Here is an 18097-nt window from a genome sequence, read left to right as displayed (position 1 = left end):
GCTATACTCCGTAAATAAAAATATTAATTAAACTCACTGATAATTTAAATCAGAGGTCTCAATTTATCAGATAAAGGTTACAATTTATGATTTCAAAAATAGAGTTGATAAAAAAAGAGGTTTCAAAGGTTGTCGTAGGTCAAGAGAAGATGATAGACGCTCTTCTTATCGGGCTGTTGTGTGAGGGGCATATCCTTATAGAAGGTGTTCCGGGGCTTGCAAAAACTACGACGGTAAATGCACTCGCTCAAAGTTTAGGACTTAGTTTTAAACGTGCCCAATTTACTCCCGACTTGCTTCCCTCAGATATACTCGGAGCCGAGATTTATGACCCGCAAAGCAACAGCTTTAAAATCAAAAAAGGTCCTATTTTTACAAATCTGCTCTTAGCAGACGAGATAAACCGCTCTCCCGCAAAAGTCCAATCGGCACTTCTTGAAGTTATGCAGGAGAAACAAGTCACGCTCGGTGATACTACTTTTAAATTAGAACTTCCGTTTTTTGTTATGGCGACTCAAAATCCGGTTGAACAAGAGGGAGTTTACCAGCTTCCAGAAGCTCAACTTGATAGATTTATGTTAAAACTTATAGTCGATTACAACACAAAAGTTGAAGAACTTGAGATTGCCAGAAGAATCTCAAGCGGCAATTTTGAGACGATTCATAGCGTTATAACGCATGATGATTTACAAGAGTTAAAAAAAGCCGTAAAAAATGTGCATGTAGATCCGCAGGTTGAAGAGTATATGATAGAGCTTGTGAATGCGACAAGAAATCCTGAGGAGTATGGACTCGGCGAGATTAAAAACTACATCCAGTTCGGTGCATCGCCTCGTGTGAGTATCGATATGTTTAAAGCCGTAAAAGCTATGGCGTTTATGAGAGGTAAAGATTTTGTAACGCCTGTTGATGTGGCTTTCATTGCAAAAGAGCTTATGCGTCATCGTATAGTGCTTACTTACGAAGCAGAAGCCGAGGGTATTACGACAGATGAGATTATACAAAGAGTTTTAGAAACCGTAGCGATACCGTAAGCCAAAGTATACAAATATGAGTAAACTGCAAAAAATTTTGGTTCGTGCAAGGCGACAAGTATTTAGCGAAATGGTCGGTAACAATCCCTCTATCTTTCAAGGCGAGGGTTATGACTTTATCGAACTTCGCGAATATATGCCCGGTGATGATATCCGCCGTATTGACTGGAATATCACCGCTAAAATGCAAAAACCTTTTATCAAAATCTTTCGCGAAGAGAGAGAACTGAGTGTCGTGATAGTTTCTGTTTTAAACGGAAGCGTACATTTTGGTTCAAAAAAATTCAAACAAGAGAGTATCGCTGAGGTAGTGGCACTTCTTGGGTATTCAACGCTTAAAAACGGAGATTTGCTTAGTTCGTATATCTTTACTGATGAGATGATTTCACACTCAAAACCGAGCAAAAAACTACATCTTGTTCAAAAAAGCGTTGAAGAGGTTTTAAATTTTGATGCATTAAACCAAAAAGTTGATTTTAAAGTTATAGCAGATACTCTTTTTAAAAGACTTAAAAGAAAATCTTTGATTTTAATAGTGGGTGATTATTTTGAGATACCTGATTTTAAACTTTTAGCTAAAAAACATGAGGTAGTCGCAGTCATTGTAAGAGACAGACTTGAGGAAAATCCGCCCGAGATGGGTTTTGCTTCTTTGGTAGATCCAGAAAGCGGAGCGGTGCTAGAGGGTGATTTTAACGCTTCAAGCGTGAGGGCATACAGCAAAAAAGTTGCCTTGCATGACCATAACCTCTTTGAGAGGCTTAGAAAAGACGACATAAGATTTACAAAAGTGTATACGGATTCTATTGCAAGCGTAGAGCTTCGCAGACTTTTTGGAGGCATATAGATGGCTGATATGCAAAGTTATGATATACCGCTTCATGATATCAAGCCGATTGTCCAGATAGAAGAGTATTCGTTATACTACTTTTTGGGTCTCTCTTTTTTTGCCGTTGCTTTGATTTTTGGATTATCTTATCTTCTCTTTTCATGGCTAAAGAAACGAAACCGATACAACAAAAGAAAAGAACATTTTAATCATTTAAATATGCTGGATTTAAAGAGTACGAAAGAGAGTGCGTACGCGATTACTTTTTACGGCGCAACATTTAAAAATGACTCTTTAAGACATAAAGAGATGTATGATAATTTAGTCGGCAGACTTGAGCAATATAAGTATAAAAAAGAGGTTGAGGGATATGATAGCGAAACTCTCGGTTATATAGAACTTTACAAAGGTATGGTTGATGTTTGATGGAATCTACTTTGAGTTTCCTCAAATAGCATTCGTACTTCTTCTTTTTATCTTGTGTGCGAAGCTTTGTAAAATGAGATTGCCATCTATCTACTTTCCTCATACCGGCGGTTTTTTAAAAAACTCCATAGCGGTATTCAAGCCGCTTTTTTTTCTAAAATGGGTTGGAATCGTGATGATGATAGTCGCACTTATGTCGCCCGTAAAAGATGAGACATATGAGTTAGAGCCAAAAAACGGGTATGATATTGCTTTAATTTTAGATACTTCCGAGTCCATGAAATCAGAAGGATTCGATGCAAATAATCAGCGCTTAAACAGATTTGATGTCGTAAAGAGCATAGTTAGCGATTTTATAACCAAAAGAAAAAACGACAACATAGGTTTGGTTGTTTTTGGAGCGTTCTCTTTCATAGCTTCACCGCTTACTTACGATGAGAATATTTTAAATAAGATTGTCTCACAGCTCTATATCGGAATGGCTGGAAAATATACGGCACTCAATACCTCGCTTGCACAAGGTGTGAATCTTCTGAAAATGAGCAAATCAAAAACCAAAATAGCTATTTTGCTTACAGACGGTTACAGTACGCCCCAAATAGACAAAATTCCACTTGATGTTGCCATAGATATGGTAAAAAAAGAGGGTATAAAAGTTTATCCGATAGGTATCGGAATGGCGCATGAGTACAACAGGGAAGTGCTGCAAAAAATAGCAAACGAGAGCGGCGGAGTTGCTTTTGGCGCTTCAAGTGCAAATGAATTAAAAGAGATATACCAAAAAATCGATGAGTTGGAAAAATCCGAGATAAAAAATGAGAGTTTTAGTTATGCAAAATATTACTATCAATTTCCGCTCTTTATATCGCTTCTTGCTTTGATGCTCTATATCTATCTTAGAAATAAAAGAGGGTATGCATGACTTTTTTGCACCCTGAATTTTTATACTATATGCTGCCTCCGCTGTTTATCCTCTTTGGGTTTTTGCTTACCCAAAAAGAGTCTCAAGCGCACTTTTTTTCCAAAGAGGTTATGGATAAACTTCGCGTAAGCGCAAATACATTGACTCTTCAAGCCAGAAATGCTCTTTTTTTGCTTATGGGATTTTTTATGATAATTGCCCTTGCCCAACCAGTTATAAAAGAGGGTAAAGCCCAGGTGAGGGCAAAAAGTGCTGATATTATGATTGCCATAGATATATCTGACTCTATGCTCGCAGCAGATATTTATCCAAACCGCTTAGAAGCTGCAAAACAGAAGGTTCTTGCTCTTTTAGGAGGGGATTTTAATGAGCGCGTCGGCATAGTGGCATTCGCTAAAAATTCATATCTTGTTTCACCACTTAGTTTTGATAAAAGTGCGGTGTCATTTTTGCTTAGTCAGTTGGATACATCCTCAATTACCGAAAAAGGAACTGATTTTTCATCTGTTTTAGATGTAGTGAGTAAAACGCAAGAGAGTCAAGATAAAAAGTGTCTTCTACTTTTGAGTGACGGCGGAGACAATAGTGATTTTAAAGATGAGATAGAGCTGGCAAAAAAGCACAATATAACAGTTTTCATCTTAGGCACTGCAACAAAAAAAGGCTCGCCCATAAAGCTTCAAGACGGAACTTTTATAAAATATAACGGTGATATCATTATCTCAAAACTGAATGAAAAAATTGCGGATTTGGCGACAAATACAGGCGGAGTTTACATAGAGAGCACAACCTCTTTGGATGATATAAAAACAATGCTAAGTGAGATAAAGAGCGTGAGCGATAAAAAAGAGCTAAAGAGCCAAGAGATTCAAAAAAATAGACCGCTTTTTTACTATCCTCTTGGAGTTGCACTCTTCATTTTAATTATCGCTACAAGCTCTTTGAATAAGAGAAAAAGTGTAAGTGCTGCATATCTACTCATCTCTCTTCTTTTTAACTCATCATATGCGCAAGCGGGAATGTTTGATTTTATGGAGCTGAAAAAAGCAAAAGAAGCTTATGAAAACGGAGAGTTTGAAGAGTCGGCAAAGTTATATGAAAAGTACGCAAAAGAGAGTGCAAAACCTGAGGGATACTTTAATGCGGGAAATGCTTTTTATAAACAAAAAAAGTATAAAGAGGCGATAGAGTCATACAATAAAGCAGCGTTTAATGATGAAAATGCAAAAGCAAAAAATTTATCAAACTTGGGCAACGCTTATGCCAAAGAGGCAAAACAGGATAGTTTGCAAAAGGCAAAAGAGGCTTATGAAAAATCTCTTGGCATTAAAGAAGATAAAGAGACAAGAGAAAATCTGCAAGAGGTTGAAAAACTCCTAGAGAAGCAAAAAGAGAACGAACAAAACAAAGACAAAGAGAATAAACAAAACGATAAAGATCAAGATTCGAAAGAGGGTGAAAAAAAATCGGACGAAAAAGATAAATCAAAAGAACACAAAGAGAGTTCAAAAGATAAAGAGTCCAAAGATAAAGAGAAAAGTTCCGATGAGGCTAAAAGTCAAAAAGAACAAAACGGCAAATCCGATCAACCTAAGCAAGATGGTAAAAAAGATGAGCAAAAAGAGTTAGACAAAAGTGATAAAAACACTTCAAAGAGTTCGCATACAAGAGAGCAAAAGCCGGATAAAGAGAGCATGAGCGATGCAGAACAGCAGAAGTGGATAGAGCAGCTGAGTACAAAAAACAGTACATATCTCTACAAGCTAAATGATGAAAAAACAAAGAACGAAAATTTAAACTATAAGCCTTGGTAATTTAAAGGAAAAAAATTGAACACTATTTTTAAACTGCTATTTTTACTGCTGATAACTTCATATGGAGCAGAAGCATCCGTTACGGCTAAAGTCGATTCTAAAAAAGTTGAACTCGGAGAGATGGTTACTTACTCTTTGACGATTGTAGGAGAGGATGTCACAAGACCCGATATCCGAAGATTGTGCGATAGCGATGTCATCTCTACAAGTTCTCAAACAAATATGCAGATTATTAACGGAAAAGTTAGTAAAAGTTATACGCTAAGTTATAAATTCGTGCCGCAAAAGAGCTGTAAGATTGAGCCTGCCGAAGTTGAGATTAGCTCTAAGCTAGAAGCAAGCAATGCGGTAGAGATAGAAGTCTCTCCTGTAAGCGGAACAAAAGATTCGGACTTTGCTTTAACTCTTAGCAGTGACAAAAAAGAGCTTTTTGTCGGTGAAGCGTTTGACTTGACGCTTACTTTTAAGCAAAAAAGCAATGCTGAGGCCGTTGATAGCAAGTTTACGCCTCCTGAATTAAAAGGTTTTTGGGTTAAAGGCGAGTCAAAACCCCAGAGATATGAAGATGGAAAATATATAATAACAAAGATAATCTATACAATGGCGCCTCAAAGAGCAGGAGAGCTTACCGTTACAAAAGCTCAAATGCAGATAGCTTCAAGAAGCAGCGGTGCAGATAGCTGGGGCGCTTGGGTTCCTACTATAAAGTGGAAAACTTACTTCTCTAACGAACTCTCTTTTGATGTAAAACCGCTTCCGTCGGGAGTTACATTGGCAGGCAGTTTTAGCATAAATGCAACGGTCGATAAAACTCAAGTAGATGCAAATGAGCCGGTAAATGTAACTATAGAAGTGCAGGGAAGCGGAAATTTAGAGGATATAAAAAGTTTTAAACCAAGCGTAGAGGGAGTTGCTGTTTTTGATGAAAAGATTGTCATTGAGGGTACAAAATTGACTCAAAAGATAGCTTTTGTCGCTGAGAGAGATTTTGTCATTCCATCATTTTCTCTAAACTATTTTGACACAAAAACAAAAGATGTAAAAACAGCCTCAACCAAAGAGATGGCAGTAAAGGTAAAAAACTCCAAACAAAAACAGAGCTTAAATATACAAAGAGAAGCTCCAAAAACAGTAGAGGCGCCCTCAACTGCAAAACAAGACAATCTTATGCTATTTGTACTATTTTCATTAGGTCTTGTATGCGGGATTTTGATTATGATTTTTAAAGGTAAAATGAGTTTTAAAAGAGAGCAAAAAAGCTCCCAAAAAGAGCCGAAAACTCTTCTGATGAGACTTCTTCCGTTTAAAGATGATGCAGAAGTAAAAGAGATAATAGAAAATTTAGAGAAAAATATATACTCAAATCAAGATATAAGATTGGATAAAAAAGTTCTAAATAAAATTAAGAATAGATATAAAATTTTATAGAATGATTTGTATTTCTTATAATGCAACTGTTTCATAAAGAGACATTACAATAAATTATATTTTTTATTATGTTAAATTAACTTTAGTTTAAGAATATCACTATACAATTCCACTCCATTTTTAAAAATAGCAGCTTGAGTTGCTAATTACACAGGAGAAAGAGATGAAAAAGTTAATAAGCGGTTTAGTAGTTGTATCAGTATTATTTTTAGGTTGTGATAAAAAAACAAAAGAGGCTCCGGCAGCGGCAACTCCGGTTGTAGCTCCGGCGGCAGTAACTCAGGCAGCTCCGGTTGAAGCTGCGGCTCCGGCAGCTCCGGCGGCAGAAGCTCCTGCAGCTACGGTTGCAGAAACTCCGGCTACACCGGCTCCGACTGAAGCTCCGGCAACTAAATAATTACTCAAAGAGCAGCACCTTTTGTGTTGCTCTTTTTTATACTTCTTAAATAGACCTCAAAACCTCAAAATTAGATTCCAAATAACCAAAGGAAATACCATTACGGTACAAGTTTAAAATGATGAAATTTCTGAGTTTTTGTCACCCTGAACTTGATTCAGGGTCTAGTTTTGCAAGAATTCTAATAAAAAAATTTCATAAAAATCTAATCTAAAATATCGTGAAGTCTGTTTCCGGCTTCTAAGTTTTTATGTACCTTTTCCCACTCTTCATTTTCAATGTACCCCTTGAGGAGTTTTAGCTCATCTTCAAATAATTCTATAGCTTCAATAAGATTTGTTTTGTTCTGTCTAAAGATATCTTCCCACATATTTGCAGAACTTTTTGCCAAGCGGCTCATAGAGCGAAATCCTCCCGCCGCAAGAGCCAAAATATTGCGTTTGTTTTCTTGGTTCATGACCGTATTTGCAAGAGAATATGAGATCGCATGAGGCATATGCGATATAAATGCCGCATGACGGTCATGCTCATTTGCAGGCATAAAATATTTTTTCATCTCAAGCGCTTTAAATATCTTTTTTGCAACTTTTGCTTGTTTTTCTCCGCTGTTTTCAATGTCGCATAAAACTACGACTTTATCTCTGTATAAATCATCAATTGCCGCTTTTGGACCAAAGTTTTCAGTTCCGGTCATCGGATGAGCCGCAACAAAGTTTTTTCTTATCTCTTGCGGAACGGAAGCGACTATTTTGGCTTTTGTACTGCCGAGATCTATGATTGTTGCATCATCTTTAACATCTGTTAAATTTTTAAGTGCCGATATAACTCCGTCAACGGGGATTGCAAGAAAGATAACATCATAATTTTTCACTTCGTCAAACTCTACTATGCTATCAACTAAACCAAGCTCCATAGCTTCTTGTTGGTGGATTTTATTGTGATCGCTTCCAACGATGCTGTTGATAAAATCTAATTTTTTTAGACTTATGGCAAGAGAACCTCCCATAAGCCCTAATCCTACTATCGCTACATTCATTTTATAATTCTTTGTAATTAATTTGCTAAATTATACAGAGTTTACTTAATATTAACCATAAATAGCCTAATTTGGGGCTTTTATATTCTCTCTGTACCGTTTTTGTACCGTTTTTCTAAAAAACCTATACTCATTTTTTCTTTTTTTGGCATATAGTGAGTATATGTATTTAATGTTATTTGCAAGTTTTCGTGTCCTAATGTATGTGATACCCACAAAGGATCTATTCCATTATTTAACATCATACTTGCAAATGTATGTCTTGTGTTATGTAAACTTCTTTGTTCAAAGTTTAAGTTTTTTAATACTTTTTGGAAGTGATTGTAAAAATGAGTATTGCTTCCATAGTACGAGCCTTTTTTGTTTACAAAAACAAAATCATTTTTCAGACCGGTTAAAAGCCGTTGAGCTTTTAAAAACTTTTTAGCTTGTGGTAACATCTCTATATCTCTAAGGCTAGATGCAGTTTTAGGAGAGTTTATATAGCCCTCTGCAATAGTTTTGTTTATGGATATAGTATCCGTTACAAAATCTATATCTTCCCATTTAAGAGCTAATATCTCCCCGCTTCTCATACCTGAAAAAAAAGCAATACCTAGAAAGTTTTTAACCGCTTCTTGAGTATTGGTTAAAATCTCATCTATCTCATCCAAAGTGCAAGGTTTTTGCTTTTTTTTGTCGTTAGCAATTCTAAACTTTGGCATATCAACCATTTTTATTGGATTGAGTATAACCAATTCTTTTAAAATTGCTAGACTAAATACTTCTTTAAGAAGCACTCTTGTTAAATTTAAAGAACCTTTACCGAGACCTTTATCTACTAAAGCATCTTGAAATTTTTTAATGTCAATAGGTTTTATTTGCGTAACTAGCACATCTTTAAAATATGGTATAATTAAATTTCTACAAGTTACTTTGTAGGCTAATAAAGTTTTATGTTTCAATACCTTGCTTTTGCCGTTCATCACTTCATCAAGCAATATAGCAACGGTTGGAACTTGTTTTACTTCATTTATTCCTAGTTCTACATCTAAATCACCGCTTTTAAATTTTCCGATGATAATATTTTTATTAACATTGCTATATTTCATCTTTGAGCTTTTGAGGTTATCTCCAAAACCAAAGTACAAAATGCCGTTTCGATTTTTAAATCGTAACTTTCTCACTTACTATTCCTTTGTTCAACTCTTTTTTGAACTCGGCAATAGCATCTTCTATAAACACAAGAATTTTACCGTTTTTTCTATAAAAGTGATGTTGCTCTTTAAGTAGTCCTTGAGCTATATAATTATTTATAGTTCTATCTGTAACATTTAAAAATTTTGCCACCTCTCTTTTGGTTGTTATTGGGGGCACTAATTTTGACATTCTCTCTTCCATATTTTCAATTTTTTTTAGTAGCATAGGAATAAGCTCTAAATTTTCAAATGCTTGTAAATTCATTATGCAGCCTTTTTATATTCGTTTATTGTATGCACTTCCATATTTTCATTACGCATATATAAAAGCTCTTTATCGTCCCATATTTCCATTATTTTTTCACTATCAAGAGTTACCAATACTTTTAAACTATTGCCCTTTTTGATCTGAGTAAGTGCATAGAGCGTAAATCTATGGTTTAAAAGTCTATGAAGATACATAGGAGCAGTTGAACGACTGGAACAAAATCTACTAACACGATTTTTTATATACCACGCATTAAGATACTCATCATCTTGCGTAATATGCTCTTTTGACTTTGGAAGCGTTTTATTGATATATTTCATAATGTAACTTTTAGCGTTTAATATATCTTTTACAAATTTGTTTGCTTCTTGAAAATAGAGGCGGTTAAAAGCTTTTTCAACTTTCTTTATCCTATCAGCTGGAATAAATAGAAGTATATGAGCGTGAGGCGTTCCGTCTTTGTGAGGCTCATTGACTTTGTAATACATTCTTTGATTTTTTGATAATTCTTTGAGTGACCTGTCTTGGCGGAGTTTAGCCCACATTTTGGTTAATATCTTTGTAGCTTCTCTTGGCTCTACACCGTTATATTTTGGATTTTTAACAAGAATTGTATCTTTTAGCGATTTTTGTTTCATAGGATGAAATTCACTAGGTAGCGTTATTGTTAAAAAGACAGGAGTAAGATTTGCATTTTGTGCTTCTCTTTGTAAAGTGTCTATGCGGTTTTGAATTTCAGCGTAATATCTTTGCGGATTATGGTTTGATGATATTATGCACTCTTTAAGCGAAAAAGTATTGCCCGTTGTTTTGTCTTTAATGTAACTATATTTTAAAAAGTCCTCTTGCTTTTGAATCTTAAGCTTCACTGACACTAAGTCGCCATTTGAAATACCGTACTTTTTTAAAATGTCCACATCTTTTTTATAATTAGTCAAGGTGCCTACGGCAACGGCTTTTAAGTTCTCCACAATGAGTGGAGCCTCTTCAAAGCCGTTACCTTTGGCACTTTTAATTTCGCTCATATGTTCATACAGATATGATGAAGTCTTAATACTTTTTTTTGTATTATTCATTGTTTCATTCCTTATTCAATTTGAAACGCAGTAGAGAGTGCAGTCTTGGCGGAGTGACTCTCTATATGCTTTTATTTAAAATATCTTCTAATACTAATTTAAAAGAAAATGATTTATGATTATTTACATCTAAATTTCTATAAAGTTTTTCTAAATCATCAAGTTTTAAAATAAAATGATTATTTATACCATTTTTTGTAAGTATTTTTTTAAAAAAACTAGGAGAATAATCACATCGTGAGACTAAATCTTTTACTAAAATTACCATTATAAAGCCTTTTATAAAACTATAAAATTATTAAGCTAACGCCCTCATTTCATTCGGTTGTTCCCACATTTTTATAAATAAAAATCGTGGCTTAATTGGTTACGAAAAAACTTACATTAGATTTAGACATAAAATTACATTTTACTTGTACCTTTTTGCCCACTTGGTCTTTATACTGTGATAATTTTTCAATAGGGATACTTATATCCTGCATTTCTTGCTTAATGCTTCCGTTTGATAGCTCCGTATCTACTAAAAGTTGTAAAACGGGCTTACCTTTTGTAACCTCTCCCGAGTCTTTATCTTTAAAGTCTGGTTTAACATATGTTGATATCAACATTCCCTCTATTATGATTTTCATTTGCTAGTCTCTAAATTGAATTTTTGAAAAACTATATCGTTATAATGCTCTTGAACAGCGTTATAATCATCTCTTTTATTCATATTGCGAGCAATTCTACGAATATAAGACCTTGAAGACTCTAATAGACTTAAAGCTTCATATATATATGGAGCTTCACCGAATATATCAATTTTAAAGTATTCTTTAAACTCATCTATTCCAAGTGCAAGCTCTAAATCAATTTCCATAAGTTTCTTAAAATCGCTTTCTGAAACTGTTTTTGAAAACATTGGATTATCACTAGTTATAGGATTAGGTATAAAAATATCTTCACTATTGAGAACTTTTTTTAAATTTGCCAAAGCATTTTCAATTCTAGAAACTGTAGCTAGATACGATTCGACCAAACTTACTTCCATAAGTGAAATAATCATTGATGTTACAGTAACATTGTCTTGTTTGCATTGCTTCTCAAATTCAAATTTTAAATCACTTGGGATTTGCAAATTAAATCCAACTTTTTTGATATCAGCACTTTGTGCTTTTTTAATAGCCATTTTGTACATTTTTTCTCCTTTTTATAACTTAATTTTCTATGTACATTAAAATTGTACATTTATTTTAAAAGAATGTCAAATTATTGTATTAGTCCATAAAATTTTGTACTGTTGTTGTGCTATAATTTTCCTTATTAAGATTAAGGATTTAAAAATGCACTCATTGACATTGAAAGTAGATGATGGATTTTATGCGCAGTTACTCTCTTTTTTAAAACAAAATAAACAACAAGTAGATATAGTTGAAGATATAAAAGATGATGGTTATCCTGCAATTAGTACTGATGAGGCTAGAATGAGGGTGGCGGCAGCTGTAGACAGATATAAAAATGGTGGCGGCACTTACCTAAATCAGGAAGAATATAACTCTCATATAAATAACTCTATTGAAAAATTAAAAGCTAAATATGCAAATAATTAGGGATTTAAAATATTTAGAACAGTTAGATAGTATTCTTGATTATATAGCTCAATCTGGTAGTATCAATAAGTCATTAGATTTTTTAAATAAGTTAGATATGAGCATTTCAAAGCTTACTTATATGCCAAAGAAATTTAGAAAGTCTTACTATTATAATGATTTGAATATTAGAGATATGATTTTTGAGGGCTATACTGTACCTTATTTAATTGATAATGATTTTATAGTAATTTTAGATATTTTTAAATGGAAAGATAGATAAAAAACTGTACCGTTTTTGTACCGTTTTTTTTCAAGAAGATTGCAATATGAGGATTGAAGCTTGTTTATAAAAGTGCTATTTTTCCGAGTTTTTATTGCAACAACATTGCCTAAATTTAAGCTTTTTTTAACTTAATATTAACCTCATAAAAGGTAAAATCTATCCTTATTTCACAATCTTGGAAACTTAATGAGAATATTTTTACCACTATTTCTATCTCTTCTGGCAGCAAACTCTTTTGCAGACACAATTAAATCAATAAAGTATGACGGTATGGTTCATATGTCGGAGTCCGTAGCACTCAGAATGCTTAAGTTTGAAGTGGGCGATACGCTTAACAAAGAGATACTTGATGCATCAATAAAGACGTATTATAAACAGGGTTATTTTGAAGATATTTGGGCAGATATTGATGATGAAGGAGTTTTGACATTTCACTTTAAAGAGAAACCGCATATATCAAAGATAGAGTTAAAAGGGTGGAAAGAGCATGATTCTGATATAAGAAATAGTATTCTTCAGATAAAAGTAGGTTCACTCTATGATGAGAAAAAACTCGAAGCTGCAAAAAAAAGAATTATTGAAGCGATAAATAAAGAGGCAAAAATTGATAGTGTCGTTGAAATCCAAAAAGAGTATCTTGAAAACGGAAGTATTGCCGTTACATTTTTGGTAAACGAGGGTGAAGAGATAATTATTAAAGATCTGTTTTACAGCGGTATGAATAATTTAAATATTAGCGAGCTTGATGATATTATCGCAAATAAAGAGCGAGAGTTTATGGGATGGCTTTGGGGAAGAAACGACGGTAAGATGAAAGTAGCCGACTTGGCATACGATCCTCTTAGAATCCGCGATGTTTATATGCAACACGGTTATTTGGATATTGATGTAAACGAACCGTTTGCAAAAGTAAATTTTGATAATTATACCGCCGATATGAGTTATCAGATAGCAGAAGGCGAAGTTTACAGCGTAAGCGGAATCAAAATAAATCAGGTTAAAAATGTAGTCGATGACGCTCTTATTCAAGAACTTATAAAGCTACAAATCGGCAAACCTTTTAATATTAAAACTTTTCGTGAAGACGCACAAAGAATCAAAACTCTTATAGCGGATTTGAGTTATGCGTTTGTTGAAGTTGTTCCTGATTTGAAAAAAGATAAAGAGAAGCAAACCGTTGAAGTTGTCTTTAAAATTATACCGGGCGATAAAGTAAAAATTAGAAATGTAATCATCTCGGGCAACAACAGAACATTAGATAGAATTATAAGAAGAGAACTATATCTCGGTCCAAATGATATGTACTCGCTAACGGATTTAACAGACTCAAGAAATGCGTTGGGGCGACTTGGTTTTTTTGACGGAAATACTATCGAAGAAAAAAGGATAAACAATCAAACTATGGATTTGATTGTTAAGGTAAAAGAAGCACCGACCGGAAATATTCAACTTGGCGGCGGATATGGAAGCTACGGCGGGATTCTCATAAGTGTTGCCGTTAATGATAGAAATATCTGGGGCTCGGGTATTGATATCGGTATAAAAGCGGAGCGTTCCGAATTGACGTCGAACTACTCATTTAATATATCAAATCCACGATTAAACGATAGCGATTTTAGCGGTAACTTTTCTGTTTTTACATCTGAGTATCAGTATAACGATTATACCGTTATGTCAGACGGATTGACTCTTGGGGTAGGGCATAGATTTACCAGATATATCAGCGGACATATTGGCTACGGTTTTTCAGACAATAGTTATAAGTTTGAGAATAATTCACTAGACAAAGATAATCCTTATTTTCAAGATTATGCAAAAAGCTCCGTTACCGTAAGTGCAAAATATGATAATACAGATGATTTTTATATGCCTAGAAAAGGTGTTGTAGTAACTCAAAGTATTGAAAATGCAGGGCTTGGATCTGATGCAAGTTTTATAAAAAGCAGAACTGGTTTTTCGACATTTAAAGGGCTTGAAGAGTATTTTGGTTTTGATCTTATTGCAAGATACAAAGCTAGGTTAAACTATGTAAAAGAGCTTGATTTTCTACCGGTAGCCGAGAGATTTTACATGGGCGGTATCGGAAGTGTTAGGGGATATGAGTCATATTCATTATCTCCAAAAACAAAAGTAGACCCGAACGCTAAAGGCGGGATAAGAAGATACGGGGGCGAGTATAGTGCCACAAATAGTGCCGAGCTGAGTTTTCCTTTGGTTCCAAAAGCAAAAATGCGCGTGGTAACTTATCTTGATTGGGGTTATATAGGAACAAATGAGAGTGCCGGAAACGGTTATGATGTGAAAAACCTATCTCGCGGCGGATGCGGAGCAGGACTAGAGTGGTTCTCTCCTGTAGGACCGATTCAGTTGATGTTCTCAAAACCTCTAGCAGAGGAAAAGGGTGATAAAACAGCCGTGTTTGAGTTTACTATGGGGCAAAGATTTTAGTATACGGTATCCGTATATAATAAATTGAAGTCTCTGATAAATCAAGATTAGATTGCCGCGCTTCGCTCGCAGTGACAAGCGCGTCAATCTCCATGACTGTCATTGCGAGAAGCAACGCGGCAAAGCAATCTCTGGCACCTTATATTTAGTTATAAAAAGAGATGGTTATACTGCCGTTTTTAATGAGTTCTAATTTTTCTATACTCTCTTTTGCCAGATAAAGACTGTTTTTAGACTCAATTTTTAGTTCACCGTTTTCAAAACTAAGCGTAAAATCTATATTTCTAGGTTGATGGCTTAGCAGGGCAACAGCCAAAGATAGAAGATAGCTAAGAGAGTTTAGTTGATTTGTATCGGGAAGAAGCTCTCTGAATCTCTCTACATGCGCAGATGACGGTAATTTTCTCTTTGCATATCGTGCTAATGTTGCAATAAGAATTATCTGCTTATGCGTAAAGCCAAATTCTAGGGCATCTTCTATGAGATAGTAGCTGTGTCTGTTGTGAGAGTAGTAATGGATAGAACTTCCGCTAATGTAGAGTTTTGCCGCAATTGCCAACTCATAACGATATTTTCTATCAATATTAAGCGTTTCATGCGTTAGATCAAATAGCTCTTTTGTAGCTTTGCATAGTTGGTTCGCATATGCAAGATTATCCACATGTGAATCAAGTATATATCGCATAGACGTATTATAATTTGGAGGAAATCTATCCTTTGATGTTCTAAGCAAATCGGCTAAAAAGACTCCCTCTCTCACACCGACACCGCTTGTGATTAAATTTTTTACTTTAAATTTTTTAAATACCCTTAAGAGTATTAATGCACCCGGTTTTATGATATCAAATCTGCTATTTTTTATTCCTAATTTTTGCAAATCATCTTCATCTGAAACTAAGATTTTTTTCAAAAGTTGTATAAATTCGTCATAGTTTGGCTCAAAAGCGTGAAGCTTTTGTATGGGATAGTCGCTGTTGTTTAGTATGGCATTAGATATTGCCCTAAACGAGCCGCCGATTCCTATAATAGTTTGGGGATTTATATTTTCTAATTGCGCTAGCTGTGAATCAATATATTTTTTAGCACCATCAATATCGTTTTTATCAAAAAATAGCTCTTTTAATCTTACTGTTCCGAGATTAAGAGAGATATTTAAACTAATCTCTTTATTGTTTATAAGTGAAAATTCAGTTGAACCGCCGCCGATATCTATACTCAGAGCATTTTTTTGTTCAGGTAAAAGATTTGCGCATGCAATAGCGCCGAGGTATGCTTCTCTCTCTCCGTCTATAACTTTTATCTGTATACCCAGAGAGTTTTTTACTCTGTTTATAAAATCTTTTTTATTTGGTGCATCTCTGAGTGCAGAAGTTGCGACACAGAGTGTTTTTCTGGCCTTAAGAGAAGAGATTATGGATGAGAAATTCTCTAACGCGTCAAAGGCTCTTTGCATAGGAATCTCTTGAAGAATCCCGTTGTTTTGATAAGCATGTTCAGAGAGTCGAACTCTGCTTTTTGCTTCATGCAAAATATGAAACGCAAAGCGAGAACTTTTTTCATAGACTACCATTCTAACCGAGTTAGAACCGATATCTATGACTGCTACTCTTTTTGACATCTAATACTTTTTACTCTTCGTCTTGTAGTTGTTTATATTTAAATTGAAGTTCTGCGATTGATTCTATATTATCTTTATCAGGAATAATACAATCAACAGGACATACCGATACACATGCAGGTTCATCATAAACACTTACACACTCCGTGCAACGATCAGGATCTATGAAATAGACGGGATCTCCCTCTTCAATAGCCATAGTAGGGCACTCTTCACGACACGCATCACATGCTATACATTCATCCATTATTATTAAAGCCATTTAAATACCTTCTAGTTATAATCCAATTTAAATACATCTCAAAAATATATTTTCATGTGCACGATTTATATCGAAATAAAGCTTTATTATTTTTTAAATTTTACTATTTTTTATTTATAGGCAGTATGCATGAGAGCTTTGAGTTTAGGTTTATGCTGGCTACCGTTCCCACAACTCCGTCCGTTCTGTTTTTTATGCTTATTTTTGCACCCAGTGCATCGGCTGCACTTTTAGCCAAAAAGAGCCCAAGTCCGACTCCCGGTTTATTTCCCTCTCTCTTAAACGGTGCAAATAGATCCGAACTCTCATCTATTCCGCACCCTTCGTCTATCACTTCGATAAGTAATCCATAGCTGTTTAGTGAGCTTATAAGAGATACGCTCTTGTCTTTTGGAGTAAATTTTAGTGCATTTTGTAAGAAATTTTGAATAATTTGGTTAAGCAGGCTTACTTGAAGAAATGCCATGTATCCGTTTGGTTCAAAACTCATATAAAGTGTTTTGCCCTCGTTTTCAGCTAAAAGTTTAAAATCATCCGCTTTTTGATGAAGAACATCTATAACATCTACCTCTTGAGGTTTTTCTAGTTGTGCACCCTCTTGGCGACCGATGTTGAGTATATTTGAGACAATGATATTCATCTCGTCTACCGTCTTGTTTGTAACTTTAAGGGCATCTATATACTCTTCTGCCGAGCGTTTTTTTATAAGAGTCACTTGATTTTTTAGTTTTATAACGGCAAGCGGAGTCTTTAGTTCATGTGCAGTTCCGATAAATAGCTCTTTTTGGTATTTAACAAAGTTTTGGATTCTTGCTATTAGGTGGTTTATAGTTGTTCCTAGAGGCTCAAACTCTTCAGGCAGCTCTTCTACGACTATCGGACGCATAAGATGTTCATTCATATTTGAGAGTTTGTTGCTTAGAGTCTTAACTGGTGTCACCAACATTTTGGATAATCCTATAGCATAAATGACAACAAGCAAAAATCCTGCAATATTTATAATAAAAAGATAGTTTAGTATTTTATCAAGAAGCAGTTTTGTGGATGTTATCTCTTTAGTGATTTTTAGATAACTGAGCTCATCCAAATTAAACGGATATATAAGAGTCAAATAGGATTTCGCATTTTTAGTCGTTTCGTATAGATCGATATCTAAGTGTGCTTTATTTAGATGTGCTATCTCAATGCTTAGTCCTAGATATATTTCAGGTGTAGGTATTTCGCTACCGTAAATAGACTCGTTACTTGCTACATTTTTTGCATAGTTGAGAAGTTCTTGATGTTTCTCTTCGATGATTGATCTTTGGATATAAAAGTATAAAAGAGATGAAAATATAAATATAAGCGATGCGGAAGCAAAGATAAGTTGGATTAAAAAGCTTTGTCTGATACTTCTTTTTGAGAACATCTCTTCACCTTATAGAAACAAAAGTGTGTAATTGTAGCCTATTTAGTTGAAACTTATGATTAAGAGAGAGATTGACTCCGTGCCATGCACGGAGTGGTA

At 34.6% G+C, this 18097-nt stretch carries 20 protein-coding genes; 10 read left to right on the top strand and 10 right to left on the bottom strand.

The annotated features are described in order from the left end of the window. Nucleotides 1-86 precede the first annotated feature (86 nt). The 7 genes from PHQ93_RS03575 to PHQ93_RS03545 all read left to right on the top strand — a co-directional run bounded on the left by PHQ93_RS03575 (nucleotide 87) and on the right by PHQ93_RS03545 (nucleotide 6850). Nucleotides 87-1034 carry a MoxR family ATPase gene (locus PHQ93_RS03575; RefSeq protein ID WP_299940968.1) on the top strand — a complete coding sequence of 316 codons (948 nt, stop codon included), beginning with the start codon at nucleotides 87-89 and terminating at the stop codon, nucleotides 1032-1034. 16 nt (nucleotides 1035-1050) lie between these two features. Beyond that, the gene (locus tag PHQ93_RS03570; protein ID WP_299940966.1) at nucleotides 1051-1881 is read left to right on the top strand and encodes a DUF58 domain-containing protein; all 831 of its coding nucleotides are present in this window, start codon (nucleotides 1051-1053) and stop codon (nucleotides 1879-1881) included. After that, nucleotides 1882-2289: a hypothetical protein gene (locus PHQ93_RS03565; RefSeq protein ID WP_299940964.1), complete on the top strand. Its 408-nt coding sequence runs from the start codon at nucleotides 1882-1884 to the stop codon at nucleotides 2287-2289. Further along, on the top strand, nucleotides 2282-3211 hold the full coding sequence (locus tag PHQ93_RS03560) for a VWA domain-containing protein (RefSeq protein ID WP_299940963.1): 930 nt from the start codon (nucleotides 2282-2284) through the stop codon (nucleotides 3209-3211). The genes PHQ93_RS03565 and PHQ93_RS03560 overlap by 8 nt, the downstream gene beginning before the upstream one ends. Further along, nucleotides 3208-5025, top strand: a complete 1818-nt coding sequence (locus PHQ93_RS03555) for a VWA domain-containing protein (protein ID WP_299940961.1) — start codon at nucleotides 3208-3210, stop codon at nucleotides 5023-5025. Before PHQ93_RS03560 ends, PHQ93_RS03555 begins: the two co-directional genes overlap by 4 nt. Before the next feature lie 15 nt (nucleotides 5026-5040). After that, complete coding sequence (locus tag PHQ93_RS03550; RefSeq protein WP_299940959.1) at nucleotides 5041-6453, top strand: BatD family protein; 1413 nt, start codon at nucleotides 5041-5043, stop codon at nucleotides 6451-6453. Nucleotides 6454-6616: 163 nt separating this feature from the next. Beyond that, nucleotides 6617-6850 carry a hypothetical protein gene (locus PHQ93_RS03545; RefSeq protein ID WP_299940956.1) on the top strand — a complete coding sequence of 78 codons (234 nt, stop codon included), beginning with the start codon at nucleotides 6617-6619 and terminating at the stop codon, nucleotides 6848-6850. Between the two features lie 205 nt (nucleotides 6851-7055). On the opposite strand, the gene PHQ93_RS03540 is transcribed toward PHQ93_RS03545, so the two are convergent. The 7 genes from PHQ93_RS03540 to PHQ93_RS03510 all read right to left on the bottom strand — a co-directional run bounded on the left by PHQ93_RS03540 (nucleotide 7056) and on the right by PHQ93_RS03510 (nucleotide 11585). Then, nucleotides 7056-7886 carry a prephenate dehydrogenase gene (locus PHQ93_RS03540; RefSeq protein ID WP_299940954.1) on the bottom strand — a complete coding sequence of 277 codons (831 nt, stop codon included), beginning with the start codon at nucleotides 7884-7886 and terminating at the stop codon, nucleotides 7056-7058. Nucleotides 7887-7966: 80 nt separating this feature from the next. Further along, nucleotides 7967-9052, bottom strand: a complete 1086-nt coding sequence (locus PHQ93_RS03535; protein ID WP_299940951.1) for a site-specific integrase — start codon at nucleotides 9050-9052, stop codon at nucleotides 7967-7969. Then, nucleotides 9033-9329 (bottom strand): helix-turn-helix domain-containing protein, encoded by a 297-nt coding sequence (locus PHQ93_RS03530; RefSeq protein ID WP_299940948.1) that lies wholly within the window; start codon nucleotides 9327-9329, stop codon nucleotides 9033-9035. Before PHQ93_RS03530 ends, PHQ93_RS03535 begins: the two co-directional genes overlap by 20 nt. After that, nucleotides 9329-10408 (bottom strand): replication endonuclease, encoded by a 1080-nt coding sequence (locus PHQ93_RS03525; RefSeq protein WP_299940945.1) that lies wholly within the window; start codon nucleotides 10406-10408, stop codon nucleotides 9329-9331. The genes PHQ93_RS03530 and PHQ93_RS03525 overlap by 1 nt, the downstream gene beginning before the upstream one ends. A gap of 61 nt (nucleotides 10409-10469) precedes the next feature. After that, nucleotides 10470-10676, bottom strand: a complete 207-nt coding sequence (locus PHQ93_RS03520; protein ID WP_299940942.1) for a hypothetical protein — start codon at nucleotides 10674-10676, stop codon at nucleotides 10470-10472. Between the two features lie 91 nt (nucleotides 10677-10767). Further along, on the bottom strand, nucleotides 10768-11037 hold the full coding sequence (locus PHQ93_RS03515) for a hypothetical protein (RefSeq protein ID WP_299940939.1): 270 nt from the start codon (nucleotides 11035-11037) through the stop codon (nucleotides 10768-10770). After that, entirely contained in the window at nucleotides 11034-11585 is a 552-nt protein-coding gene (locus tag PHQ93_RS03510; RefSeq protein ID WP_299940936.1) for a hypothetical protein, read from the bottom strand. Before PHQ93_RS03510 ends, PHQ93_RS03515 begins: the two co-directional genes overlap by 4 nt. A gap of 145 nt (nucleotides 11586-11730) precedes the next feature. On the opposite strand from PHQ93_RS03510, the gene PHQ93_RS03505 reads away from it, so the two are divergent. From PHQ93_RS03505 to bamA, 3 genes are all read left to right on the top strand, one after another. Further along, complete coding sequence (locus PHQ93_RS03505) at nucleotides 11731-11997, top strand: hypothetical protein (RefSeq protein ID WP_299940933.1); 267 nt, start codon at nucleotides 11731-11733, stop codon at nucleotides 11995-11997. Then, entirely contained in the window at nucleotides 11984-12259 is a 276-nt protein-coding gene (locus PHQ93_RS03500; protein WP_299940930.1) for a type II toxin-antitoxin system RelE/ParE family toxin, read from the top strand. The genes PHQ93_RS03505 and PHQ93_RS03500 overlap by 14 nt, the downstream gene beginning before the upstream one ends. Before the next feature lie 189 nt (nucleotides 12260-12448). Beyond that, on the top strand, nucleotides 12449-14710 hold the full coding sequence (gene bamA, locus PHQ93_RS03495) for an outer membrane protein assembly factor BamA (RefSeq protein WP_299940928.1): 2262 nt from the start codon (nucleotides 12449-12451) through the stop codon (nucleotides 14708-14710). A 145-nt stretch (nucleotides 14711-14855) separates the two neighbouring features. Here bamA and PHQ93_RS03490 read toward each other — a convergent pair whose 3' ends face one another. The 3 genes from PHQ93_RS03490 to PHQ93_RS03480 all read right to left on the bottom strand — a co-directional run bounded on the left by PHQ93_RS03490 (nucleotide 14856) and on the right by PHQ93_RS03480 (nucleotide 17998). Next, nucleotides 14856-16328 carry a Ppx/GppA phosphatase family protein gene (locus tag PHQ93_RS03490; protein WP_299940925.1) on the bottom strand — a complete coding sequence of 491 codons (1473 nt, stop codon included), beginning with the start codon at nucleotides 16326-16328 and terminating at the stop codon, nucleotides 14856-14858. A 10-nt stretch (nucleotides 16329-16338) separates the two neighbouring features. Then, entirely contained in the window at nucleotides 16339-16590 is a 252-nt protein-coding gene (locus tag PHQ93_RS03485; RefSeq protein WP_299916140.1) for a YfhL family 4Fe-4S dicluster ferredoxin, read from the bottom strand. 103 nt (nucleotides 16591-16693) lie between these two features. Continuing rightward, on the bottom strand, nucleotides 16694-17998 hold the full coding sequence (locus tag PHQ93_RS03480) for a HAMP domain-containing sensor histidine kinase (protein ID WP_299940921.1): 1305 nt from the start codon (nucleotides 17996-17998) through the stop codon (nucleotides 16694-16696). Between the last annotated feature and the right edge of the window lie 99 nt (nucleotides 17999-18097).

Origin of the sequence: Sulfurimonas sp., from assembly GCF_028714975.1 — a bacterium.
Lineage (GTDB): Bacteria > Campylobacterota > Campylobacteria > Campylobacterales > Sulfurimonadaceae > Sulfurimonas.
This window is presented reverse-complemented; position numbering and strand designations above follow the sequence as displayed.